The 18347-nt window shown below is 73.9% G+C and carries 13 protein-coding genes; all 13 read right to left on the bottom strand.

All coding sequences use genetic code 11. From position 1 onward, the window contains the following. The 13 genes from AC0693_RS25185 to AC0693_RS25125 are packed head-to-tail and all read right to left on the bottom strand — an operon-like array spanning window position 1 to window position 18333. Window positions 1-648 carry a PIG-L deacetylase family protein gene (locus AC0693_RS25185; protein WP_468463970.1) on the bottom strand — a complete coding sequence of 216 codons (648 nt, stop codon included), beginning with the start codon at window positions 646-648 and terminating at the stop codon, window positions 1-3. Beyond that, window positions 645-1463 carry a glycosyltransferase family protein gene (locus AC0693_RS25180; protein WP_469316118.1) on the bottom strand — a complete coding sequence of 273 codons (819 nt, stop codon included), beginning with the start codon at window positions 1461-1463 and terminating at the stop codon, window positions 645-647. The genes AC0693_RS25185 and AC0693_RS25180 overlap by 4 nt, the downstream gene beginning before the upstream one ends. Continuing rightward, entirely contained in the window at window positions 1460-2695 is a 1236-nt protein-coding gene (locus AC0693_RS25175; RefSeq protein ID WP_469316119.1) for a class I SAM-dependent methyltransferase, read from the bottom strand. Before AC0693_RS25175 ends, AC0693_RS25180 begins: the two co-directional genes overlap by 4 nt. Further along, window positions 2696-3967 (bottom strand): glycosyltransferase, encoded by a 1272-nt coding sequence (locus AC0693_RS25170; RefSeq protein ID WP_478802958.1) that lies wholly within the window; start codon window positions 3965-3967, stop codon window positions 2696-2698. It lies immediately after the preceding gene. 2 nt (window positions 3968-3969) lie between these two features. After that, window positions 3970-5190, bottom strand: a complete 1221-nt coding sequence (locus AC0693_RS25165; protein ID WP_469316121.1) for an O-antigen ligase domain-containing protein — start codon at window positions 5188-5190, stop codon at window positions 3970-3972. Between the two features lies 1 nt (window position 5191). Then, window positions 5192-6712, bottom strand: coding sequence for a right-handed parallel beta-helix repeat-containing protein (locus AC0693_RS25160; RefSeq protein ID WP_478802957.1), 1521 nt, complete (start codon window positions 6710-6712; stop codon window positions 5192-5194). A gap of 9 nt (window positions 6713-6721) precedes the next feature. Continuing rightward, window positions 6722-8701 carry an alginate lyase family protein gene (locus tag AC0693_RS25155; protein ID WP_478802956.1) on the bottom strand — a complete coding sequence of 660 codons (1980 nt, stop codon included), beginning with the start codon at window positions 8699-8701 and terminating at the stop codon, window positions 6722-6724. Continuing rightward, a complete protein-coding gene (locus tag AC0693_RS25150) occupies window positions 8698-10902 on the bottom strand; it encodes a bi-domain-containing oxidoreductase (RefSeq protein ID WP_478802955.1) in 2205 nt (734 codons plus the stop codon). Before AC0693_RS25150 ends, AC0693_RS25155 begins: the two co-directional genes overlap by 4 nt. Window positions 10903-10918: 16 nt before the next feature. Further along, on the bottom strand, window positions 10919-12853 hold the full coding sequence (gene asnB / locus AC0693_RS25145; RefSeq protein ID WP_469316125.1) for an asparagine synthase (glutamine-hydrolyzing): 1935 nt from the start codon (window positions 12851-12853) through the stop codon (window positions 10919-10921). 3 nt (window positions 12854-12856) lie between these two features. Then, a complete protein-coding gene (locus AC0693_RS25140) occupies window positions 12857-14383 on the bottom strand; it encodes a Wzz/FepE/Etk N-terminal domain-containing protein (protein WP_478802954.1) in 1527 nt (508 codons plus the stop codon). Beyond that, the gene (locus AC0693_RS25135; RefSeq protein ID WP_478802953.1) at window positions 14380-15750 is read right to left on the bottom strand and encodes a YveK family protein; all 1371 of its coding nucleotides are present in this window, start codon (window positions 15748-15750) and stop codon (window positions 14380-14382) included. Before AC0693_RS25135 ends, AC0693_RS25140 begins: the two co-directional genes overlap by 4 nt. Continuing rightward, on the bottom strand, window positions 15747-17027 hold the full coding sequence (locus tag AC0693_RS25130; RefSeq protein WP_478802952.1) for a glycosyltransferase family 4 protein: 1281 nt from the start codon (window positions 17025-17027) through the stop codon (window positions 15747-15749). Before AC0693_RS25130 ends, AC0693_RS25135 begins: the two co-directional genes overlap by 4 nt. Further along, entirely contained in the window at window positions 17017-18333 is a 1317-nt protein-coding gene (locus tag AC0693_RS25125; protein ID WP_478802951.1) for a nucleotide sugar dehydrogenase, read from the bottom strand. The genes AC0693_RS25130 and AC0693_RS25125 overlap by 11 nt, the downstream gene beginning before the upstream one ends. Window positions 18334-18347: the final 14 nt, after the last annotated feature.

The raw sequence follows: 18347 nt of genomic DNA, 5'->3' as shown, positions 1-18347 counted from the left end.
TCATGCCCCCAGATCGAGAGTGAGTTTGGCGACGGCGTACGCCTCGGCGTAGCGCGCGTGGCATTCGATGCCGCGGATGCGGGCGAGGCCGAGGAAGGCCTCCCGGTCGTACCAGGGCCGGTGCCGCTGCGAGGGGTAGTGCTCCTGGAGCAGCCCGACCTTGCGTTCGGCGACCTCCGGCGACAGCGGCTGGTAGGCCGTCGGGCGGCCGAGGTCGCCGTCCCACTTGACGATCTCGTAGCCGAGCACCAGGTGGTCGCGGAACGCGGTGGTCATCAGCTCCGCCAGACCGCGGTGGTCCTGGTGCGCGTCCTCGGTGCGCGGGGCGAGGACCAGATCAGGCTCCGTCCGCCCGCGCAGCTCCTCGACGGCGGCCTTTGCCTCCTCCCAGTGCGCGGGCAGCCGTCCGTCCGGCAGCTTGAGCACGGTCAGGCGCAGGTCGGCGCCCGGGCAGAAGGCGGCGAGCGCGGCCCGCTCCTCGTCCTCCCGGTCGCCGCCGCCGCCGGAGAGCACCAGCGCGTCGACGCGGACGCCCGGCCGCGCGAGGCACAGGGTCAGCAGCGTGCCGCCGGCGCCGATGGCGATGTCGTCGCAGTGCGCCCCCACCGCGACGATCCGGTCCAGGGGCCCGGCCCCGAGCCGTATCACGCGGTCCCCGTCCCGGCGCCGGCCGCGCCCGCCCGCGCGGCGTCCCGCTCCCACACGGCCCACGGCCGGTCGCCCTGGGCGTAGGCGACGTCCAGCGCCGCCCGCTCCTTCACGGTGTCGGTCGGTTTCCAGAAGCCGCGGTGCTGGTGCGCCACCAGCCGCCCCTGCTTGGCCAGTTGGGCGCACCCGTCCGCGACCAGGTCCCCGTTCTCGGGTATGTGGTCGAAGACCTCCTGGCGGAGCACGAAGTAGCCGCCGTTCTCCCACAGCGGCATGTCGCTCACCGCGGTGATGCCCCCCACCAGGCCGTCCTCGCCGAGCTCCACGCAGTGGAACGAGGACTGCGGCGGCACCACCATCATCGACGCGCCGGCGTCGCGCCGGGAGAAGGAGTCGATCATCTGCGGCAGCGGGGCGTCGGTCAGCACGTCCGCGTAGTTGGCGAGGAACATCTCGTCCCCCTCCAGGTGGTGGCGCACCCGGCGCAGCCGCTCGCCGATCGGCGACTCGATGCCGGTCTGCACGAAGGTGATCGTCCAGGAGGAGATGTCGGTGGACAGCAGCTCGGTGCGCCCGCCGCGCAGGACGAAGTCGTTGGACGTGGTCTCCTCGTAGTTGAGGAAGAAGTCCTTGATGTGGTGCGCCCCGTACCCGAGGCACAGGATGAACTCCGTGTGCCCGAAGTACGCGTAGTAGCGCATGACGTGCCAGATCAGCGGCCGGGGGCCGACCATCGCCATCGGCTTGGGCACGTCGTCGGAGGTGCCGCTGCGCATGCGCAGCCCGTAACCGCCGCAGAACAGGACGACCTTCACGGCGTGACCTCCACGATGCTCAGTTCCGGTACCGGGAAGACCAGGCGGCCGCCCCAGGCATGTACGAAGGACAACTGCTCGACCAGCTCGTCCCGCAGGTTCCACGGGAGGACGAGCACGTAGTCGGGCCGGTCGGCGGCGATCCGCTCGGGATCCAGGATCGGGATGCGGGTGCCCGGGGTGAACCTGCCGTGCTTGTACGGGTTGCGGTCGACCGTGTAGGGGAGCAGGTCGGGCCGGATGCCGCAGTGGTTGAGCAGGGTGTTCCCCTTGCCGGGGGCGCCGTAGCCGACGACCGTCTCACCGCGCTCGGCCGCCTCGATCAGGAACCGCAGCAGGTTGCGGCGCACCGTGGCCACCCGGGCGGAGAACTGCGTGTATCCGGACAGCTCCCGCAGCCCGGCCGCCTTCTCGCGGTCCAGCACCTCGGCGACCCGGCGGCTCGGCTCCCCGGCCGCCTCGGCCGGCCGTGCCCACAGCCGGATGGAACCGCCGTGCGTGGGCAGCAGCTCGACGTCCACGAGGGCGAGTCCGCCGCTCGCCAGCGCCCGGATCGCGGAGGCGACCGTGTAGTACTGGAAGTGCTCGTGGTAGATCGTGTCGTACTGGTTCTCCTCGATCAGGGTCAGCAGGTGCTGCACCTCGATGGAGACCCAGCCGTCGTCGGCGACCAGGGAGCGCAGCCCGCGGGTGAAGCCGATCACGTCGGGGATGTGCGCGTACACGTTGTTCGCCACGACCAGGTCCGCCGGGCCGTGTTCGGCCCGGACGGCCGCGCCGGTGTCCGGGTCCAGGAAGGCGGTGAGCGTGGGCACGCCCGCCTCCCGCGCCGCCGCGCCGACGTTCACCGACGGCTCGACGCCGAGGCAGCGGATCCCCCGGTCCACCATGTGCCGCAGCAGGTACCCGTCGTTGCTCGCCACCTCGACCACGAAGGCGTCGGCGCCCAGTGAGAGGCGCTCGACGGCGCCGGTGACGAACGTGCGCGCGTGCTCCACCCAGGAGGTGGAGTAGGAGGAGAAGTACGCGTACTGCGTGAACGTCTCCTCCGGCGTGATCAGCGGCGGGATCTGGGCGAGCCAGCAGTCGGTGCAGACCCGCAGGTGCAGCGGGTACGTCGGCTCGGGCCGGTCCAGCTCGTCCGCGGCGAGGAAGCTCTCGCACGGCGGTGTCGCCCCCAGATCGACGACGCTCTCCAGCGCGGCCGAGCCGCAGAGTCGGCATCGTGTCATCTAACTGCCCCCATTCCTGCCCGCGCGGGTGACCCGCGCGAGCCAGCTTTCGTCGTGTCCCACCGGCGGCGCGGCGTCCGCACCGCCGGACCGCACCGCGATCGCGGTGCGGTACCCCTCCACCAGGCGCTCCAGCCCGACCGCCGGGCTGAACCCCTGCTCGTACCGGCGCCGGGCCGCCCTGCCCATCTCCCGGTTGACGGCCCGCTCCGCCGTGATCCGGCGCACGCAGGCCGCGAGCGAGGCGGAGTCGCCCGGCCGGTGCAGCAGCCCGCTCACCCCGTCCTCGACGAGTTCCACGAAGGCGCCGTGACCGGCGGCGACGGCCGGGACCCCCGCCGCCATCGCCTCCACGACCACCAGGCCGAACGCCTCCAGCCAGGTGGACGGCGCCACCACGGCGACCGACCGCGCGACGGCCTCCCGGCACTGGTCCGGGTCGTACAGACCGACGCAGCGCACGTCGTCCCGGCCCGCCGCCCAGGCGCCCACCTCCCCTTCCAGCGGCCCCGTACCGGCGATCACGAGCGGGACGCCCACACCGCCGTCGGCGGCGAGTTCGTCCCACGCGGCCATCAGCAGCCGCACGCCCTTGGCCTCTGCGAGGCGGCCGAGGTAGAGGAGGTGCTCGCCCGCCCCCGCCCGGCGAACGCCCGGGTCGGGAACGAAGTTGTGCTTCACGGCCAGCCGCTCGGCCGGCATGCCGGCCCCGGTCAGCACGTCGCGCTGCGCCGCCGAGATGCAGAAGAACCGGTCCACGCCCGACCACCACCGGCGCCGGTTGACCGACAGGCTGACCGCCAGCGGTACCGTCGCCAGCCGCGAGCCGCGGTAGCAGCCGTGCCGCACGGCGGGCAGCGGGGAGCCCCCGACGCACTCGGCGCACGGCCGGCCGTCCCGCTGGAGCGTGCCGGGCGGGCAGACCTGCGTGTAGTTGTGCAGCGTGGCGACGACGGGCACCCCCGCGTCCGCGCAGGCGGCCAGCACCGCCGGTGACAGCAGCGGGAAGACGTTGTGGACGTGCACCACGTCCGGCCGCTCGGCGCGCAGCCGGGCGGCCAGCTCCGCGCGGGCCGCCGGGTTCCACGGCACGAGGACCGGCAGGGCGGCCTTGGCGCGCAGGGGGAGGGCCGCGATGTCGTCGCTGCGCCGCTCGAACACGCCGACCCGGTGGCCCGCCGCGCGCAACAGCTCCACCTCCTGGTCGACGACCTTGTTCTCGCCGCTCGGCTGCGCCGAGGCGTAGCGGTTGTGCACCACGAGGACGTGCATGCTCAGGTCACCTCCGGTGTGCGGGCGCCGCGCGGGACGCGGCGGCGGGGCGTGCCGGGCGCCTCGGAGGAAGCGGCGTCGGGCACCGCCAGCAGCGAGGCGGCCACGGTCAGGTGCAGCAGGTACGGCGAGGCGTCGCCCAGCCCGGCCTCGGTGTAGGAGGCGATCGCGCAGTAGCTGACCAGGAAGAGCGCGCAGGCACGTTGCAGGGACGGCGGGCGCAGCAGCGCGACGCCGCCCAGCACGATGAAGACGCACGCCACGACGGCGACGCCGGTCACGCCCTGCTCGTTGTAGACGGCCAGCCAGCTGTTGTCGATGGGCAGCCCGCCGAACGACTTGTCGCCCAGGCCCGTGCCGAACAACTGCTCCGACATCGTCCGGGGGGCCGCCAGCAGGGCGTCCCAGACCTTGGCCCGGCCGGTGAGGTTGGAGAAGTTCTCCTGGCTCTGCCCGCGCAGGAACCACGCCTGGAGGGCGGAGTTGAACCCCACCCCGACCACGGCGGAGCACAGCAGTGCCCAGGTGAAGAACCGCCGGGCGGCGGCGCTGGTCAGGACCAGCGAGCCGATCGCCAGCACCAGCCCGACGAGGAGGCCGAGCGTGGCCGTGCGGGTGTGGGTCAGCGCGAGCAGCACGAGCGAGGGCACGATGACCAGCGCAGCGTCCCGCCCCCCGGCCCGCCCGTCGAGGACGAGCAGCACGGTCAGCCCGATGATCACCGCGGCGTACTGCCCGATCTGCGGCGGGGTCAGCGGCCACAGCGCGCCGACCAGCCGGCCGCCGTAGAGGTCGGGCAGGGCCGCGCCGGGGGAGACGAGCAGACCCGCGGCGACCGAGGCGAGCACCGCGAAGTACATCCGGATGTGGTGCCGGACGAAGGACGGGCCGCCGTCCCACCAGCGGCTGAGCAGCCACAGCGTGCCCACGAAGAGGGCCAGCCGGGTGCAGCGGAACAGGGCGCCGAACCCCGACTCCAGGTGCGCGCTGGAGATCACGCTCGGCACCAGCAGCAGGGTCAGCAGGAAGAGGAAGGCGCTGGCCCGCACGCGCAGCCGGAGGTTGATGACGAGCGCCAGCGCGAACGCGGCGACCAGCGAGCCCATGGTGACCATCTGGATGAGGGAGCGCGGCAGCGGGACGATGGTCTTCGCCCCGGCGGAGCCCAGCGTGTTGAGGATCAGCAGTCCCCAGACGATCCCGACGGTCTTCGGCGTGCGCATCTCAACCACCGGCCCGGGGCCGGAAGGTGCTGCCCGCGTCCTGCTGGTAGGGCGCGGCCTGCCACTGCCCGGCGTCGAGTTCCCGGCTCGGGTCGTGCGCGACGAAGCTCCACGGCCCGAGGTAGACGTTGTCGTGCCAGCGGTTCTCCTGCTTCCCCGTGATCGCCTCGGCCACCGGTTCGCCCTTGTACGGCGACCAGTCCGGGAAGGTGCCGTAGTTGGCCAGCACCGCCATGCGGCCGCACTTCGCCGTGCACCCCACGACGGAGGGGTCCAGCACGAAGCGGTTGCCGTGGATGTCCACCCGCTGGGTCTTCCACCGGCAGTCGGCGTAGAGCGGCGCGGCGGCGATCATCGGCTGCGCGCAGCGCTCGTGGTCCTTCACCAGCAGGGTGCAGTCGCCGGAGGAGGTGTTGGCCGGGCTGTTGCAGAACCGGTCGGCGTTCTCCCACAGGGTGATCCCGGACCAGTTGTCCTCCAGTACGTTCTGCTCGACCTCGATCTTGTCCGTGCGGGCCGGGATCCGCGGCTCGCCGCCGGATTCGGACAGGTAGACGGTCGCGTAGGGGAAGGTGTCGCCCTCGTCGGCCTTCCCGCGGCCCTCGACCCAGTTGTTGCGCCGGATGGTGTTCTTCCGGATGACCGCGTTGTAGCTGGTCTCGTAGATGAGCGCCGCACCGTCGTTGCCCTCCAGCAGGTTGTCCTCGATGCGGAAGTCGTTGTTGTTGGTGTCCGCCCACAGCCCGGGTCCGCGGTTGTCGTGCACCCAGTTGCCGCGTACGTCGGCGCCGTTGACCGCCCAGAACTTGACGCCCCCGGTGCAGCCGCAGCCCGGCTGGCGCCGCTCCCAGTCGTCGGCGTTGTTGGCCACGATCTCGTTGCCCTCGATCACCAGGCCGTCGAGGGCGCCGCCGCCCTTGTACGCGTTCAGGCCGTACTGCCCGTTGCCGCGCAGGCAGCTCGCGCTGACCCGCTGGCGGGCACCGGCCATCAGTCCGGCGCCGGAGTTGTTCTGGATCGTCGCGTGCTCGATCACCCACCCGTCCGCCGAGTCGTGGTTGACCACGCCCTCGTTCTGCGGCGCGACGAACCCCTGGACGGTCAGGGAGCGCAGGGTGACGTCGCGGGCGCCGCCGCCGAAGGCGTACTGGTTGGTCTTCGCGCCGTCGAGCACCGCACCCGGCGCGCCGATGTAGCTGTTCCCGTCCTTCGGGATGACCTGCGCGTACCGGTCCGCTTCGAGCCGGTGCGTCCCGGGCCGGAGCCAGAACGTGGTGTGCGGGGGACTGGTCCTGGTCTTCGCCGCCAGGTCGTTGACCACCGCGGGGTCGACCGTCACCGCCCCCGCCGGTGCCTGCGCCGGGCCGGCCGCGGGCCCGGCGCACACCCGGGCCACGGACGCGGCCGGCGCGGCGGACGGCTTCGCCGGGGCGTCCGCCCCGCCGTCGCAGCCCGTCGCCGCCAGCAGGAGCAGGGCCAGCGGCGCCGCCGCCCGCGCCCCGCGCGGCCTCGTGATCAGCACGCGTCCCCCCTAGCCGCGGAAGGTGAGGACGGTGGTGAACGCGCCCGGCAGCGCGCCGCCGTCGGCGGTGCCGGTGCCGGTTGCGGTCCCTGTTCCGGTGCCGACGAGCGTGGTGCTGGGTTCCTTGCGGCCGAAACCTGCGGAGTACCAGCCCAGGGGTGGGTCGCTCTCGCCGCGGTGCGCCCGCCACTCCAGCGCGCCGGGCAGGTCGAGCACCGCGGAGCGGTCCTCGCCGTCCCGGGTCCAGGTCAGCTCGGCGCGGTTCCCCCGCAGCTCCGCGGTGACCGCCGGGCCGAGGTGGAAGGCCAGGCGGACCGCGCCGCGCGCGCCGCGCACCTCGTCGACCACCCGCAGTTCCCGGCGCTCGGCGCTCAGCTCCACCCGGCGGCGGTGCATCGCGGGCCCGTAGCCGTCGTGCTCGGCGGACCAGCGGGCCACGCCCCCGGAGCCGGACGCGTCCGCGACCAGGACGCGGCTGCGGGCGTGCCGGGTCCACAGGAACGGGCCGCCGGAGACGGACTGGTCGGCGCCGTCCCACTCCAGGGTGTTGTGGCCCAGCGTGGAGCGGAAGTAGCGCCGCCAGGCGGGCTGCCCGTGGTAGCAGAACGTCCCCGGGTCGGCGAGCACGTCCACCCCGTCGTGCCGGACCTCCACGGACAGGGCGTCCGCGTGGGCGTGCGCGGCGATGGACAGGAACCCGTGCGGGCCGCCGTCGCAGCGGCACCAGATCTCCGCCGGACCGCGCAGGATGGTCATCCCCGCGTCGGCGAAGTGCGCAGGCCGGCTCGCGGGGCGGGCCGCGGCCGGTGCGCCGCGCCGGACGAGCGCGGCCAGCAGCGGCGTGCGCACATCGCTCCCGGTCACCTCCGGCCACCAGTCCAGGCGGCCGAAGACGGCCTCCCCGGTGGCCAGCAGCGAACCCCAGCGGTCGGTGCCCGCCCCGTCGACGACCAGACCGTGCCCGTCGTCCGCGTCGCCCTGGCGCGGGGGCCGCAGCCGCCCGTCCACGACGGCCGCCAGCGCGTCGGTCATCCGCAGCAGCACCAGCCGCACGGTGGCGGGGACCGCCACCCCGGCGGCGTCCGCCTCGGCCACTGCGGCCAGGCCCAGTTCCAGGACCAGTCCGTGGTACTCGGTGGCCAGCTCGCGGTTGAGCCCGGAGACGAAGGTGTTGCTCCGCAGGTGCCGCTCCAGCGAGCGCAGCGCCTCGGCCCGCCAGCGCTCCGAGGAGGGGAACCACCCGAAGGCGCAGGCCGCGGCGAGCTGCCCGGCCGCCTCGGCGATGACGTGGTTGTTGGCCGAGGAACCCCGGCTGGGGAAGGCGGCCAGCCAGCGCTGGTGGTGCCAGATCTGGTCCAGCGCCACCGGATTGCCCTCGAACAGGCCCGCCGCGCCCGGCCAGCCGTCCAGCAGCCGGCGGATCCACACCCAGGACAGCAGCCGGATCCCCAGCTCGATGCCGCTGATCCAGTGCACCCCGCGCAGCGGCGCGTTGGCCGCCCACCAGCTCCGCAGGTGCGCCGCCACCCGCTCGGCGTACCGCTCGTCCCCGGTGACCGCGTAGGCCGCGGCGAGCACCGTGAGGTACTGGTGCCGGGAGGGCTCCCAGATCTGCTTGATGTCCCCGACCGCGTCCTCGTCGCGGTACGGCACGTCGAAGGCGTAGGCCCACGGCGCCCGGCGCCCGGTCCTCGGGTCGCGGCACCAGTCCGGATCGACCAGGTCGTCGCGCTCCACCCCGAAGTACTCGGCGCGCCCGGCCATCAGCCGGTCCGCCTCGGCGAGGAGGCGTTTGACGGCGTCCGGCGCCACGGCGTCGAGCGTCCCGGCCGGCAGCGCCGCGGTGAACCGGGCGCCGGTGACGACCGGCCGCTGCGGCAGCGCGGACCGCCAGCGCCGTCTGCGCACGGTGTCGCCCACCCGGCCGCCGACCTCGCGCGGCCCCATCCGGGAGAGCCGCCGCAGGTACCAGCCCGCGCTCGTGGTCATCGCGCCCTCGTCAGGGCCACCGGCACGCCGCCGACCAGGGACGCCTGCACGGCGAGGGTGGCGGCCGTGGTGGCGGCCAGCGACTCCAGCGGTACGGGCATCGGGCCGCCGGTCCGCACGGCCCGTACGAAGGCGGCCAGTTCGGCGGACTGGCCCTTGTCCCGGGCCTGCGGCAGCCGGGAACTGACCCACCGCCCGCGGCGCGCCGCGCCGTCCGCGTACACCGAGGCCCGCACGAAGTCGTCGAGCCGCAGCACCTTCCCGTCCGCGACCAGGTCCAGCGTCTCCTTGGGGAAGCCGGCCGAGCCGTTCGTGACGTAGCTGATGGCGGCGGTGGAGCCGTCCGGGTAGCGCAGCACGACCTGGAGGTCCTCGTTCCCGGCCGGCGCGACCGCGTACACCGAGACCGGGTCGGCCCCGAGCAGCCAGCTCGCCGTGTCGATGAAGTGCCCGCCCTCACCGGCGAACCGCGAGCCCTCGGTGCCCTGTTGCAGGTACCAGCTGCCGTGCTGGAGCCGGCCCGCGTTGACCAGGTAGCGCAGGCTCGCCGGACCGGTGCGGGCGCCGAAGCGCTTCCCGGCCTCCCGCAGCAGCGGCGCGAACCGCCGGTTGAAGCCCACCTGCAGCCGGTCGTTGCCGGACTCCTCCACCGCGGCGAGCACCCCCGACAGCTCGTCCTCGGTCAGGGCCAGCGGCTTCTCCACGAACACCGCCTTCCCGGCCAGCAGCGCCTTGCGGGTCAGCTCGGCGTGCGAGCTGTGCCGGGTGGCGACGAACACCGCGTCGACGCCGGTGTCGCCGAGCACCGCGTCCAGATCGGTGGTCGCCTCGGCGAAGCCGAACTTCCGCTGCGCGTTCGCCGCGGACAGCGCCGTCGTGGTGACCACCGTGGACAGGTGGACCCCCTCGCGGCGCGCCAGGTGCGGCAGCAGCATCGACGTCGCGTAGTTCCCCGCGCCGACGAAGGCGATCCGCACCGGCGCCCCGCCGGACCCGGCCGGGGCGGACGCCGCGCCGCCGCGGCGGACCGCGGGCACGGCCACGGACGGGGCGGCGGCCTGCGGCGCGCCGTCGGCGGCGCCGGGGTAGCGGAACAGCACGGCCACCGCCTTCAAGTCGCCCTCCTTCAGGCGCTTGTACGTCTGCACGGCGTCGTCGAAGTCGGCGACGTGCGAGACGAGCGGCTCCACGTCGACCCGGCCGCGGGCGACGAGGTCCAGGAAGCACGCCAGGTTGCGGCGCTCGGTCCAGCGCACGTAGCCGATCGGGTAGTCCCGCCCCTCCAGCTCGTACTCCGGGTCGTAGCGCCCGGGGCCGTAGGAGCGGGAGAACCGGACGTCGAGCTCCTTCTCGTAGTACGCGTTCCACGGCAGGTCCAGGCGGCACTTGCCGATGTCGACGACCCGCCCCCGGTCCCGGCAGAGCCGGGCGGCCAGCTCCACGGGCTGGTTGCTGCCGCCGCCCGCGGCCAGGTACACCTGGTCCACGCCGTGGCCGCCGGTCAGCTCGGCGACGGCGCTCTCCAGGGCCGGGGACGAGGGATCGCCGCAGGCCGCCGCGCCCAGGCGCTCGGCCAGCGCGCAGCGCGCCGGGTCGGGGTCGGCTCCGACGACGCGGACCCCCGAGGCGGTCAGCAGCTGCGCCACCAGCTGCCCGATCAGCCCGAGGCCGATGACCAGCGCCACGTCGCCCAGCTGGGACTCGCCGCGTCGCACGCCCTGCAACGCGATCGATCCGACGGTGCCGAAGGCCGCGTGCCGCGGCGCGAGGCCCTCGGGCAACCGGGAGTAGAGGTTCTTCGGGACCCAGTTCAGCTCGGCGTGCAGCGCGTGCTCGTTGCCCGCGCAGGCGACGAGATCACCGACCACCACGTCGTCGATGCCGGTGCCCACCTGCTCGACCACCCCGCACAGCGAGTAGCCCAGCGGCGTGTACGAGTCCAGCTTGCCCATCACCTTGCGGTAGGTGGCCGGGATCCCGTTGGTCGCCGCGCTCTGCACGACCTTGGCCACCTGGTCCGGGCGGGAGCGGGCCTTGCCCACCATCGACAGGCCCGCCTCGGACACCTTCATCAGCTCGGTCCCGGTGGAGATCAGCGAATAGACGGTCCTGACCAGCACGCCGCCCGGTTTGCACCCCGGCACCGGGACGTCGAGCAGGGCCAGCTCGCCACTCTTGTAGTTCTGCACAACCTGTTTCACCGAAACTCCTGTTGTTCTACGCCGTCACGTCAGTGCTCTGGCCGGAGCCAGAGGTCGCGCCGCGGTACCAGTACTCGAGGGTCAGTACGTGCCAGAGGTGCTTGGAGAAGTCCCGCTGCCCGGAGGCGTCCTCGGCGACCATGCGCGCGAGCGCGTCGCGCCGCAGGAAGCCGGAGTTGACGAGGACGCCGTCGTGCACCACCTCGCGCACCAGCGGCGCCAGGTCCCGGCTCATCCAGGCCCGCAGCGGAGCGCTGAACAGGCCCTTCGGCCGGTACACGATCTCCCGGGGCAGGATGGAGGTGGCCGCCTGCTTGAGGACGGCCTTGCCCTGCCGTCCGACGATCTTCTCGTCACCGGGCACGGCGAACGCCGCCTTGACCACCTCGACGTCCACGTACGGCACCCGCACCTCGGTCGACGCGGCCATGCTGGCGCGGTCCGTGTAGGCGAGGTTCAGGCCCGGCAGGAACATCCGGGCGTCGCCCAGGCACATGCGGTTGACGAAGTCGTCGAGGTCGTTGTCCGCGTAGACGTCCGCGTGTTCGGTCAGGACGTCGTCGACCGTCCCCGCCAGGTCGGGGTTGACCAGGGCGAGCAGTTCGTCCTGGTCGTACATGGTGTAGCTGCGCCGGAACGCCGTCTCCTCCGGCAGGTCGGCGAAGGACAGGAACCGCTTGGCGAACCGCACCGAGCGGTACCCGCGGCGGGCGGTGGCGACCGGCAGCCGGTCCACGGCCCGGGACAGACCGCGCCGCAGGGGCCGCGGAACGCGCTGGTAGCGCACCGCGAGCAGGTTGGCCAGGTGCTTGCGGTAGCCGGCGAACAGCTCGTCGGCGCCCATCCCCGAGAGCATCACCTTGACCCCCGCCTCCCGGGCGGCCGAGCAGATCAGGAAGGTGTTGATCGCGGCCGGGTCACCGATCGGCTCGTCCAGGTGGTGGGTCATCCGCGGCAGCAGGTCGAGCACGTCCGGCGCGATCTCGATCTCGTGCAGGTCGACGCCGAACCGCGCGGCCACCCGCCGCGCGTAGTGCAGGTCGTCCGGCATCGCTTCGAACCGGGCGTCCTCGGCGCGGAACCCGATCGTGTAGGCGGAGATCCCGGGCCGGTCGCGGGCCGCCAGCGCGGTCAGGTAACTGGAGTCGAGACCGCCGGAGAGGAAGGTCGCCACGGGCACGTCGGAGAGCAGGTGCAGGCGGGTCGACTCCTCGACGATCGCGGCGAGGTCCGGCCGCTCGCCGCTCCTGGCCCGCTCCTGGCCCTCGGCGGCGACGTCCTTCAGGTTCCAGAACCGGCCGCGGTCCACCCGGCCGTCGGGCCGGCACCGCAGCCAGCTGCCGGGCGGCAGCTTCTCCGCGCCGCGCAGCGCGCAGCGCGAATCCGGCACCCAGTAGTAGAGCAGGGAGGCCACGAGCGCCGCGTGGTCCACCTCCAGCGAACCGCCCGTGGCGGCGGCGAGCGCCTTGAGTTCGGAGGCGAACACCAGGCCCCCGCCCCGCCGGAGCAGGAACAGCGGCTTGACGCCGAGCTGGTCGCGGGCGAGCACCAGCTCGCCGGTGCGCTCGTCGAAGATCCCGAAGGCGAACATGCCGCGCAGCCGGGGCAGGCAGTCCGTGCCCCAGCGCCGCCACGCCTCCAGCAGCACCTCGGTGTCGGAGGTTCCGCGGAAGCGCACGCCGGCCGCCGCCAGTTCGGCGCGCAGCGCGGGCGCGTTGTACAGCTCGCCGTTGTACGTCAGGACCAGGCCGTCCGAGACCATCGGCTGGGCCCCGGTGCCGGACAGGTCGATGATGGCCAGCCGGCGGTGCCCGAGGTGCACCTCGCCGTCACCGGCGGCGTGGCCGTAGCGGCCCGCTCCGTCCGGACCCCGGTGGGCGAGGACATCGGTGAGCCGGTCGGTCACGGCCTTCCCGTCCGGCCACCGGTACGTGCCTGCGATGCCACACATGTCCTACCGCGCTTCCTGGTCGATGTCCGGGACCCGTGCCCATGACGGCCGCTCCGTGCGCGGCCGCTCCGTCCCGCTCCGCCGTACGGCGCTGCGCTCGGCGCGGCCGCGCGGAGCGCCGTACGGCCCGTCCCACAGCGTGCCGTCGGTCCGGTCGCGCGGATCGGGGTCGATCAGCACCACGCCCAGCGGCGTGATGCGCAGCTCGGCCAACTGCCGGGCCACGGTGTGCAGCCAGGCGACGCTGCCGTGCCCGGCGCGCACGACGAGCACGGTCCGCGCGCCGAGGTCCGGCAGGTCGCTCCACGCCGTCCCGGGCGCCACCGATCCCACGCCGATCCGGCGCTCCGGAGCCTCGGGGTCCGAGGCGGCCACGGCGCCGGTCACGGCGGGATCCCCGCGCTTCGCGCGCCGGTCGGCGAGCCGCTGCCCGGGCAGCGCGTCGACGATCACCACCGGCCCGTCCTGTTCCAGCGCGCCCGCGAGGTCCAGGGCGATCACGCCCGCGGTGCGCGCACAGCCCAGTTCCAGAAGCGACACCGGCTCCGCCGAGCCGCGCACGGTACGGGCCAGGGTCGCCGCGAGGCGGGTCCGCCGCGCCCGGCTCCGGCGGCGGCGCCACGGCCCGGCCGCGCGGCGGGGCGCGGCCCGCAGCTCCGCGATCACCGAGGCGCCCAGGTTCGCCGCGATCTCCCGGCGCAGGACGGGGCGGTCCGCCACCACCGCGCCGACCGCGGCCACCGCGAGCCCGAGGACGAGCCCGAGGACGGCTCCGACCGCGGCGTTGGTGGCGGCGGTCCGGGGCAGGGAGTGGCGCACCGCGCGCGGTGCGTCCACGATCTGCGTCCCGGCGATCAGCCGGGGCGTACCGGTGCGCGCATCCGCGGCGCGCTGGCCGAAGTCGGTGATGCGCGCGGTGAGTTCGGCCCGCTGGACGAAGAGCGACTCCATGCTCGCCGACGCCTTGGCGCCGCCTCCCGGCGAAGTGTTCCCGATCGACTTGTTGACCTGGGCGAGTTCGTCCCGCATGCGGTCGCGCTGGTCGAGCAGGGTCTTGGCCTCGGCGTCCGCGGCCTCCTGGATGCGCTTCACGTGGTCCGCGACGAACGCCTCGGCCAGCGCCTTGGCGCGCGCCACCGCTTGGGCGTCGCTGTCACCGGTCACCTCGATCTGCAGCAGGTTGTTGGTCAGGCCGATGCCCGCGTAGTCCCGCATGAAGGCCTCCGGTTCCTCCGGTGATCCGAGGGACCGCAGGGCCTGGCTCGCGATGCGCGTGGTGTGCAGCAGCGCGGCGTCGGTCTTGACCAGCGTTCCGGGGTCGTTCGGCTGGTCCGCCTGGTGGGCGACCAGCACCTTGGTCACCGCGGTCGGCGGCGCCGGCATCAGGGCCGCCACCGCCGCGCCCAGGAGCAGCCCCAGCAGCGCCATCGCGGACCACAGGCGGCGGCGCCTGCGCACGGCGACGACCAGCCCCTGGAGGTCCACCAGCGGAGCGGCGGCCGACGGCTCCGCCGTCGTGCTCGCCGTCACCCCGGGCCTCCCGCCGAGTCGGCGCCCACCGCGACCGGCGCCGCGGCGCCCTCCCGGGGGCGGTCGGCGGCGGCGCGCGCCGGACGGGCCCGGACCAGGTCGGCGAGGACCGAGCCCACGACCTCCCGCCCCGCGTCCGCGCAGGCTTCGGCGACGCCGGAGAGGTCGCCCGTGGTCCAGCCGCCCGCGCCGAGCACGACGAGGACGCCGGGCTCGTCGTCGCGGTCCGGCACGAGCGGCCGGGACGCGGACACCTCGACGACCTCCAGCAGGGGCTCGTCCCCCGCCTCGGCGGCCAGCCGTCCGGCCGCCTCCCGGGCGGTGTCGTCACCCTCCAGGACGACGACCAGCAGCCGCCGGGAGAGCGGCAGCCGCTCCCGGATGCGGGAGCACACGCGCTGGTAGCGCAGTCGGCGCCCCGCCTCGTCGCCGCTGTCCTGCGGGACCGGCAGGTCCCACCGGACGTCGAGGCCCAGCAGCCGCCGGACCCGGGCCCGCGCGCCACGGCCCCCCGCACGGCCCGCGAGCCGCTCGCCGGGGACGTCGACGCTGCCCAGCGGGGCCGCGCCCAGCGCCGAGGCGATCTCCGCTTCGGTGCGCGGGCGGCGGCTGACGCGGGCGGCGGTGAGGTGAGCGATGATCCCGAGCAGGAAGGCCAGCAGCGCCCCGGCGCCGATGAGCTGCGTCCTCGTCGGAGGCGCCTCCCCGGCCGGCCGGGCCGCCGGGCCCATCACGACCATGTTGGCCTTGGCCGCCGACGGGTCGGTCTGGTCCAGCTTCTTGACCGCCTCCTGGAGCGCGGTGCGCAGCTTCGCGAGTTCGGTGCGGGTCTGCACGCTCTCCACGCTCTGCCCCGGATCGGTCGCGTCGGCGAGCTGGGTGATGCGGCGGCTGGTCTGCTCCACCATCTGCCGCAGCGCCTCGGGCTGCGCCGCCGACGCGGGGTCGGTGTTGGCCCCCGCGATCCGCGCGGCGAAGGTGACGAACTGCTGGGCCAGCTGGTCGGCGAGCCGCTGGGCGCGCTCGGGGGTCTCGGCCGTACCCGAGATCCTGATGATGTTCCCGTCCGAGGCCTGGGCGCTCGCCCGCTCCCGCAGCGCGGCGCCGTCGACGCCGTTCCAGCCGAGAGCGGCCGCCGCGCGGTCGACCACCACCGAGCTGGTCGCGATCTCCGCCTGGGTCAGCAGCTCGCGCTCCTGCCACGCCCCGGGCAGCAGCACCGACGCCGTCGTCGTGTAGCTCGGCGGAAACAGCAGCGAGGTGCCGTAGCCGACGAGCGCCCCCACCAGCGCGAGGACGGCGAGGAACCGCCCGCGCCGCCTGACGATCCGGCCGATCGTCACCAGGCGTATCGTGTCATCGCTCAACGGCGCGGCCTCCTGCGCGCCCGGGCCGGTCCGCCCGCCGGCGCCGCAGCGCCGTCGGGGCAGGCAGCGGCGTAGGCGGCGAGCAGCGACGCCTGCGAATTGCGCCAGGACAGCGGTCCGTTGATCCGCTCCCGGCCGCTCTCGCCCATCCGGGCCCGCTTCTGCGGATCGTCCAGCAGCATCGCGATGAGCTTGGCGAACTCCGCCTCGTCGTTGGCGGGCGCGTAGACGGCGGCGTCCCCGGCGGATACCCGGGCCTCCCGCAGGTCGAAGGAGACGATGGGCCGCCCCATCACCATGTACTCCAGCACCTTGTTCATGGTCGACACGTCGTTGAGCGGATTGTGCGGGTCGGGCGAGAGGCACACGTCGGCCGTGGACAGGTAGCGCACCAGATCGGCGTCCGGCATCCGCCCGGTGAACTGCACCTGCTCCGAAAGCCCGAGGCGCCGCGAGAGCTCCACCATCGCGTCGAAGGTGTCGCCGCCGCCGACGAACACCGCGTGCCAGTCGGTCCGCCCGAAGACGTCGCGCAGCTGCGCGAGGGCCCGCAAGGCGTAGTCGACGCCGTCCTGCGGGCCCATGACCCCCAGGTAGCACAGCAGATGGGGCTTGCCGCGCTTGAGCTCCGGCTCGGGCGGCACCGGCCGGAACCGGTCGGTGTCGGGCGCGCTGCGCACCACGAAGACGTCGCAGGCGCGCCGGCCGCCCCGGCGCAGCGCGACGTCCCGGTAGCTCTCGTTCGTGGCGAGCACGATGTCCGCGGCCCGGTAGGTCCGCCGTTCCAGCGCGCACACCGCGCGGTACAGCAGGTCCTCGCCGCGGTTGAAGCGGGAGAGGTACAGCTCGGGGCACAGGTCGTGCTGGTCGAAGACGAACCGCGCTCCCCGCCGCTTCAGCCACAGGGCCGGCAGGAAGAGCAGGTCCGGCGGGTTGCAGGCGTGGACGACGTCGACCGGGCCGACCTTGCGGGCCAGCCGCAGGGTGTGCCAGAGCGCCGATCCGTACTCCTGGAGGTAGCCGGCCGGTCCTCCGGTGGCCGCGCGCAACGGGTAGCGGTGGATCCGCACCCCGTCGATCACCGCCTCCGGCTCCGTGTCCCGCTTCGTCCCGCGGGGGCAGATGACGTCCACCGTCCAGCCCGCGTCGCGCAGCGTGGTGCACTCCTGCCACACGCGCCGGTCGAACGGCACCGACAGGTTCTCCACCAGGACCAGCGCGCGACGGGCGGACCCGTCGCCGCTGCCCCGGCCCTCGTACGACGCGTCACCAGGCAAGGCCCACGTACCCCGGTTCGGTCCGGCGCGCGGCGGCGTCGGGAAGGTGGACGAGGTCGACGATCAGCGGGCCGTCGCCGTGGGGCAGCGCCGAGAGCACGGCCGGGTCCTTCGTCCCGACCAGGCACACCTCGGCGTGCTCCAGCACCTCGCCGACGGACTGCGCGAGCAGCTGCGCGAGGTGCGGCAGCCGGTTCTCGATGTACTCCCGGTTCGCGCCGAGCAGCCGGGACAGGTTCACGTTGGGGTCGTAGATCCGCAGGTCGTACCCCTTGCCGAAGAGTCTCTCCGCCAGCTCCACGAGCGGGCTCTCGCGCAGGTCGTCGGTGCCGGGTTTGAAGGACAGCCCGAAGAGTCCCACCCGGCGCTTGCCGGTGCGCTCGACCAACTCCACCGCGCGCTGGAGGTGTTCGGAGTTCGAGGGCAGGACGTGGGCCAGGATGGGCACCGACACGTCGGCCCGCCGCGCCGCGTGGAGCAGGCTGCGCAGGTCCTTGGGCAGGCAGGAGCCGCCGAAGGCGAAGCCGGGGCGCAGGTAGGCGGAGCTGATGTTGAGCTTGCGGTCGGCCAGGAACACGTCCACCACCTGGTGGGAGTCCACCCCGAGCGCCTGGCACACCGCGCCCAGCTCGTTGGCGAAGCCGATCTTGAGGCCGTGGAAGGCGTTGTCCGCGTACTTGATCGCCTCGGCGGTCGGGATCGGCACGCGGAACACCTCGCCGGGCAGCCCGTCGTACAGCGCCTCCACCACGTCGCCGCTCGCCGGGTCGAGTTCGCCGATGACCGTCTTCGGCGGGTCGAAGAAGTCCCGCACGCTGGTGCCCTCGCGCAGGAACTCGGGGTTGACCGCGACCCCGATGTCGACGCCGGCGGTGCCGCCGACGGACTTCTCCAGGATCGGCACCAGCAGGTTCAGGCAGGTGCCCGGGAGCATCGTGCTGCGGAACACGACGGTCTGACGACCGCCCCGCTCCGCCACGGCGGCGCCGATCTCCTCGGTGACCCGCTCCAAGTAGGTGGTGCACAGGCTGCCGTTGGGCTCCGACGGCGTGCCCACGCAGACCAGCGACACGTCGCTGCCCCTGATCGCTTCGCGGACGTCGGTGGTGGCGCGCAGCGCACCGGTCCGCACGACCTCGGCGATGAGCTCGCCGATCCGCTCCTCGACCACCGGGGCCTTGCCCTCGTTGACCAGGTCGACCTTCACCTGGCTGATGTCCACTCCGATGACCTCGTGGCCCAGGCTGGCCAGGCACGCGGCCGACACGCAGCCCACGTAACCGAGCCCTAAGACGCTGACTCTCATGACGCGTTCCTCCC

This window comes from Streptomyces sp. NPDC043876, from assembly GCF_056435825.1.
Note: the sequence above shows the minus strand (reverse complement) of the source record. Positions and strands in the feature narration are given on the sequence as shown.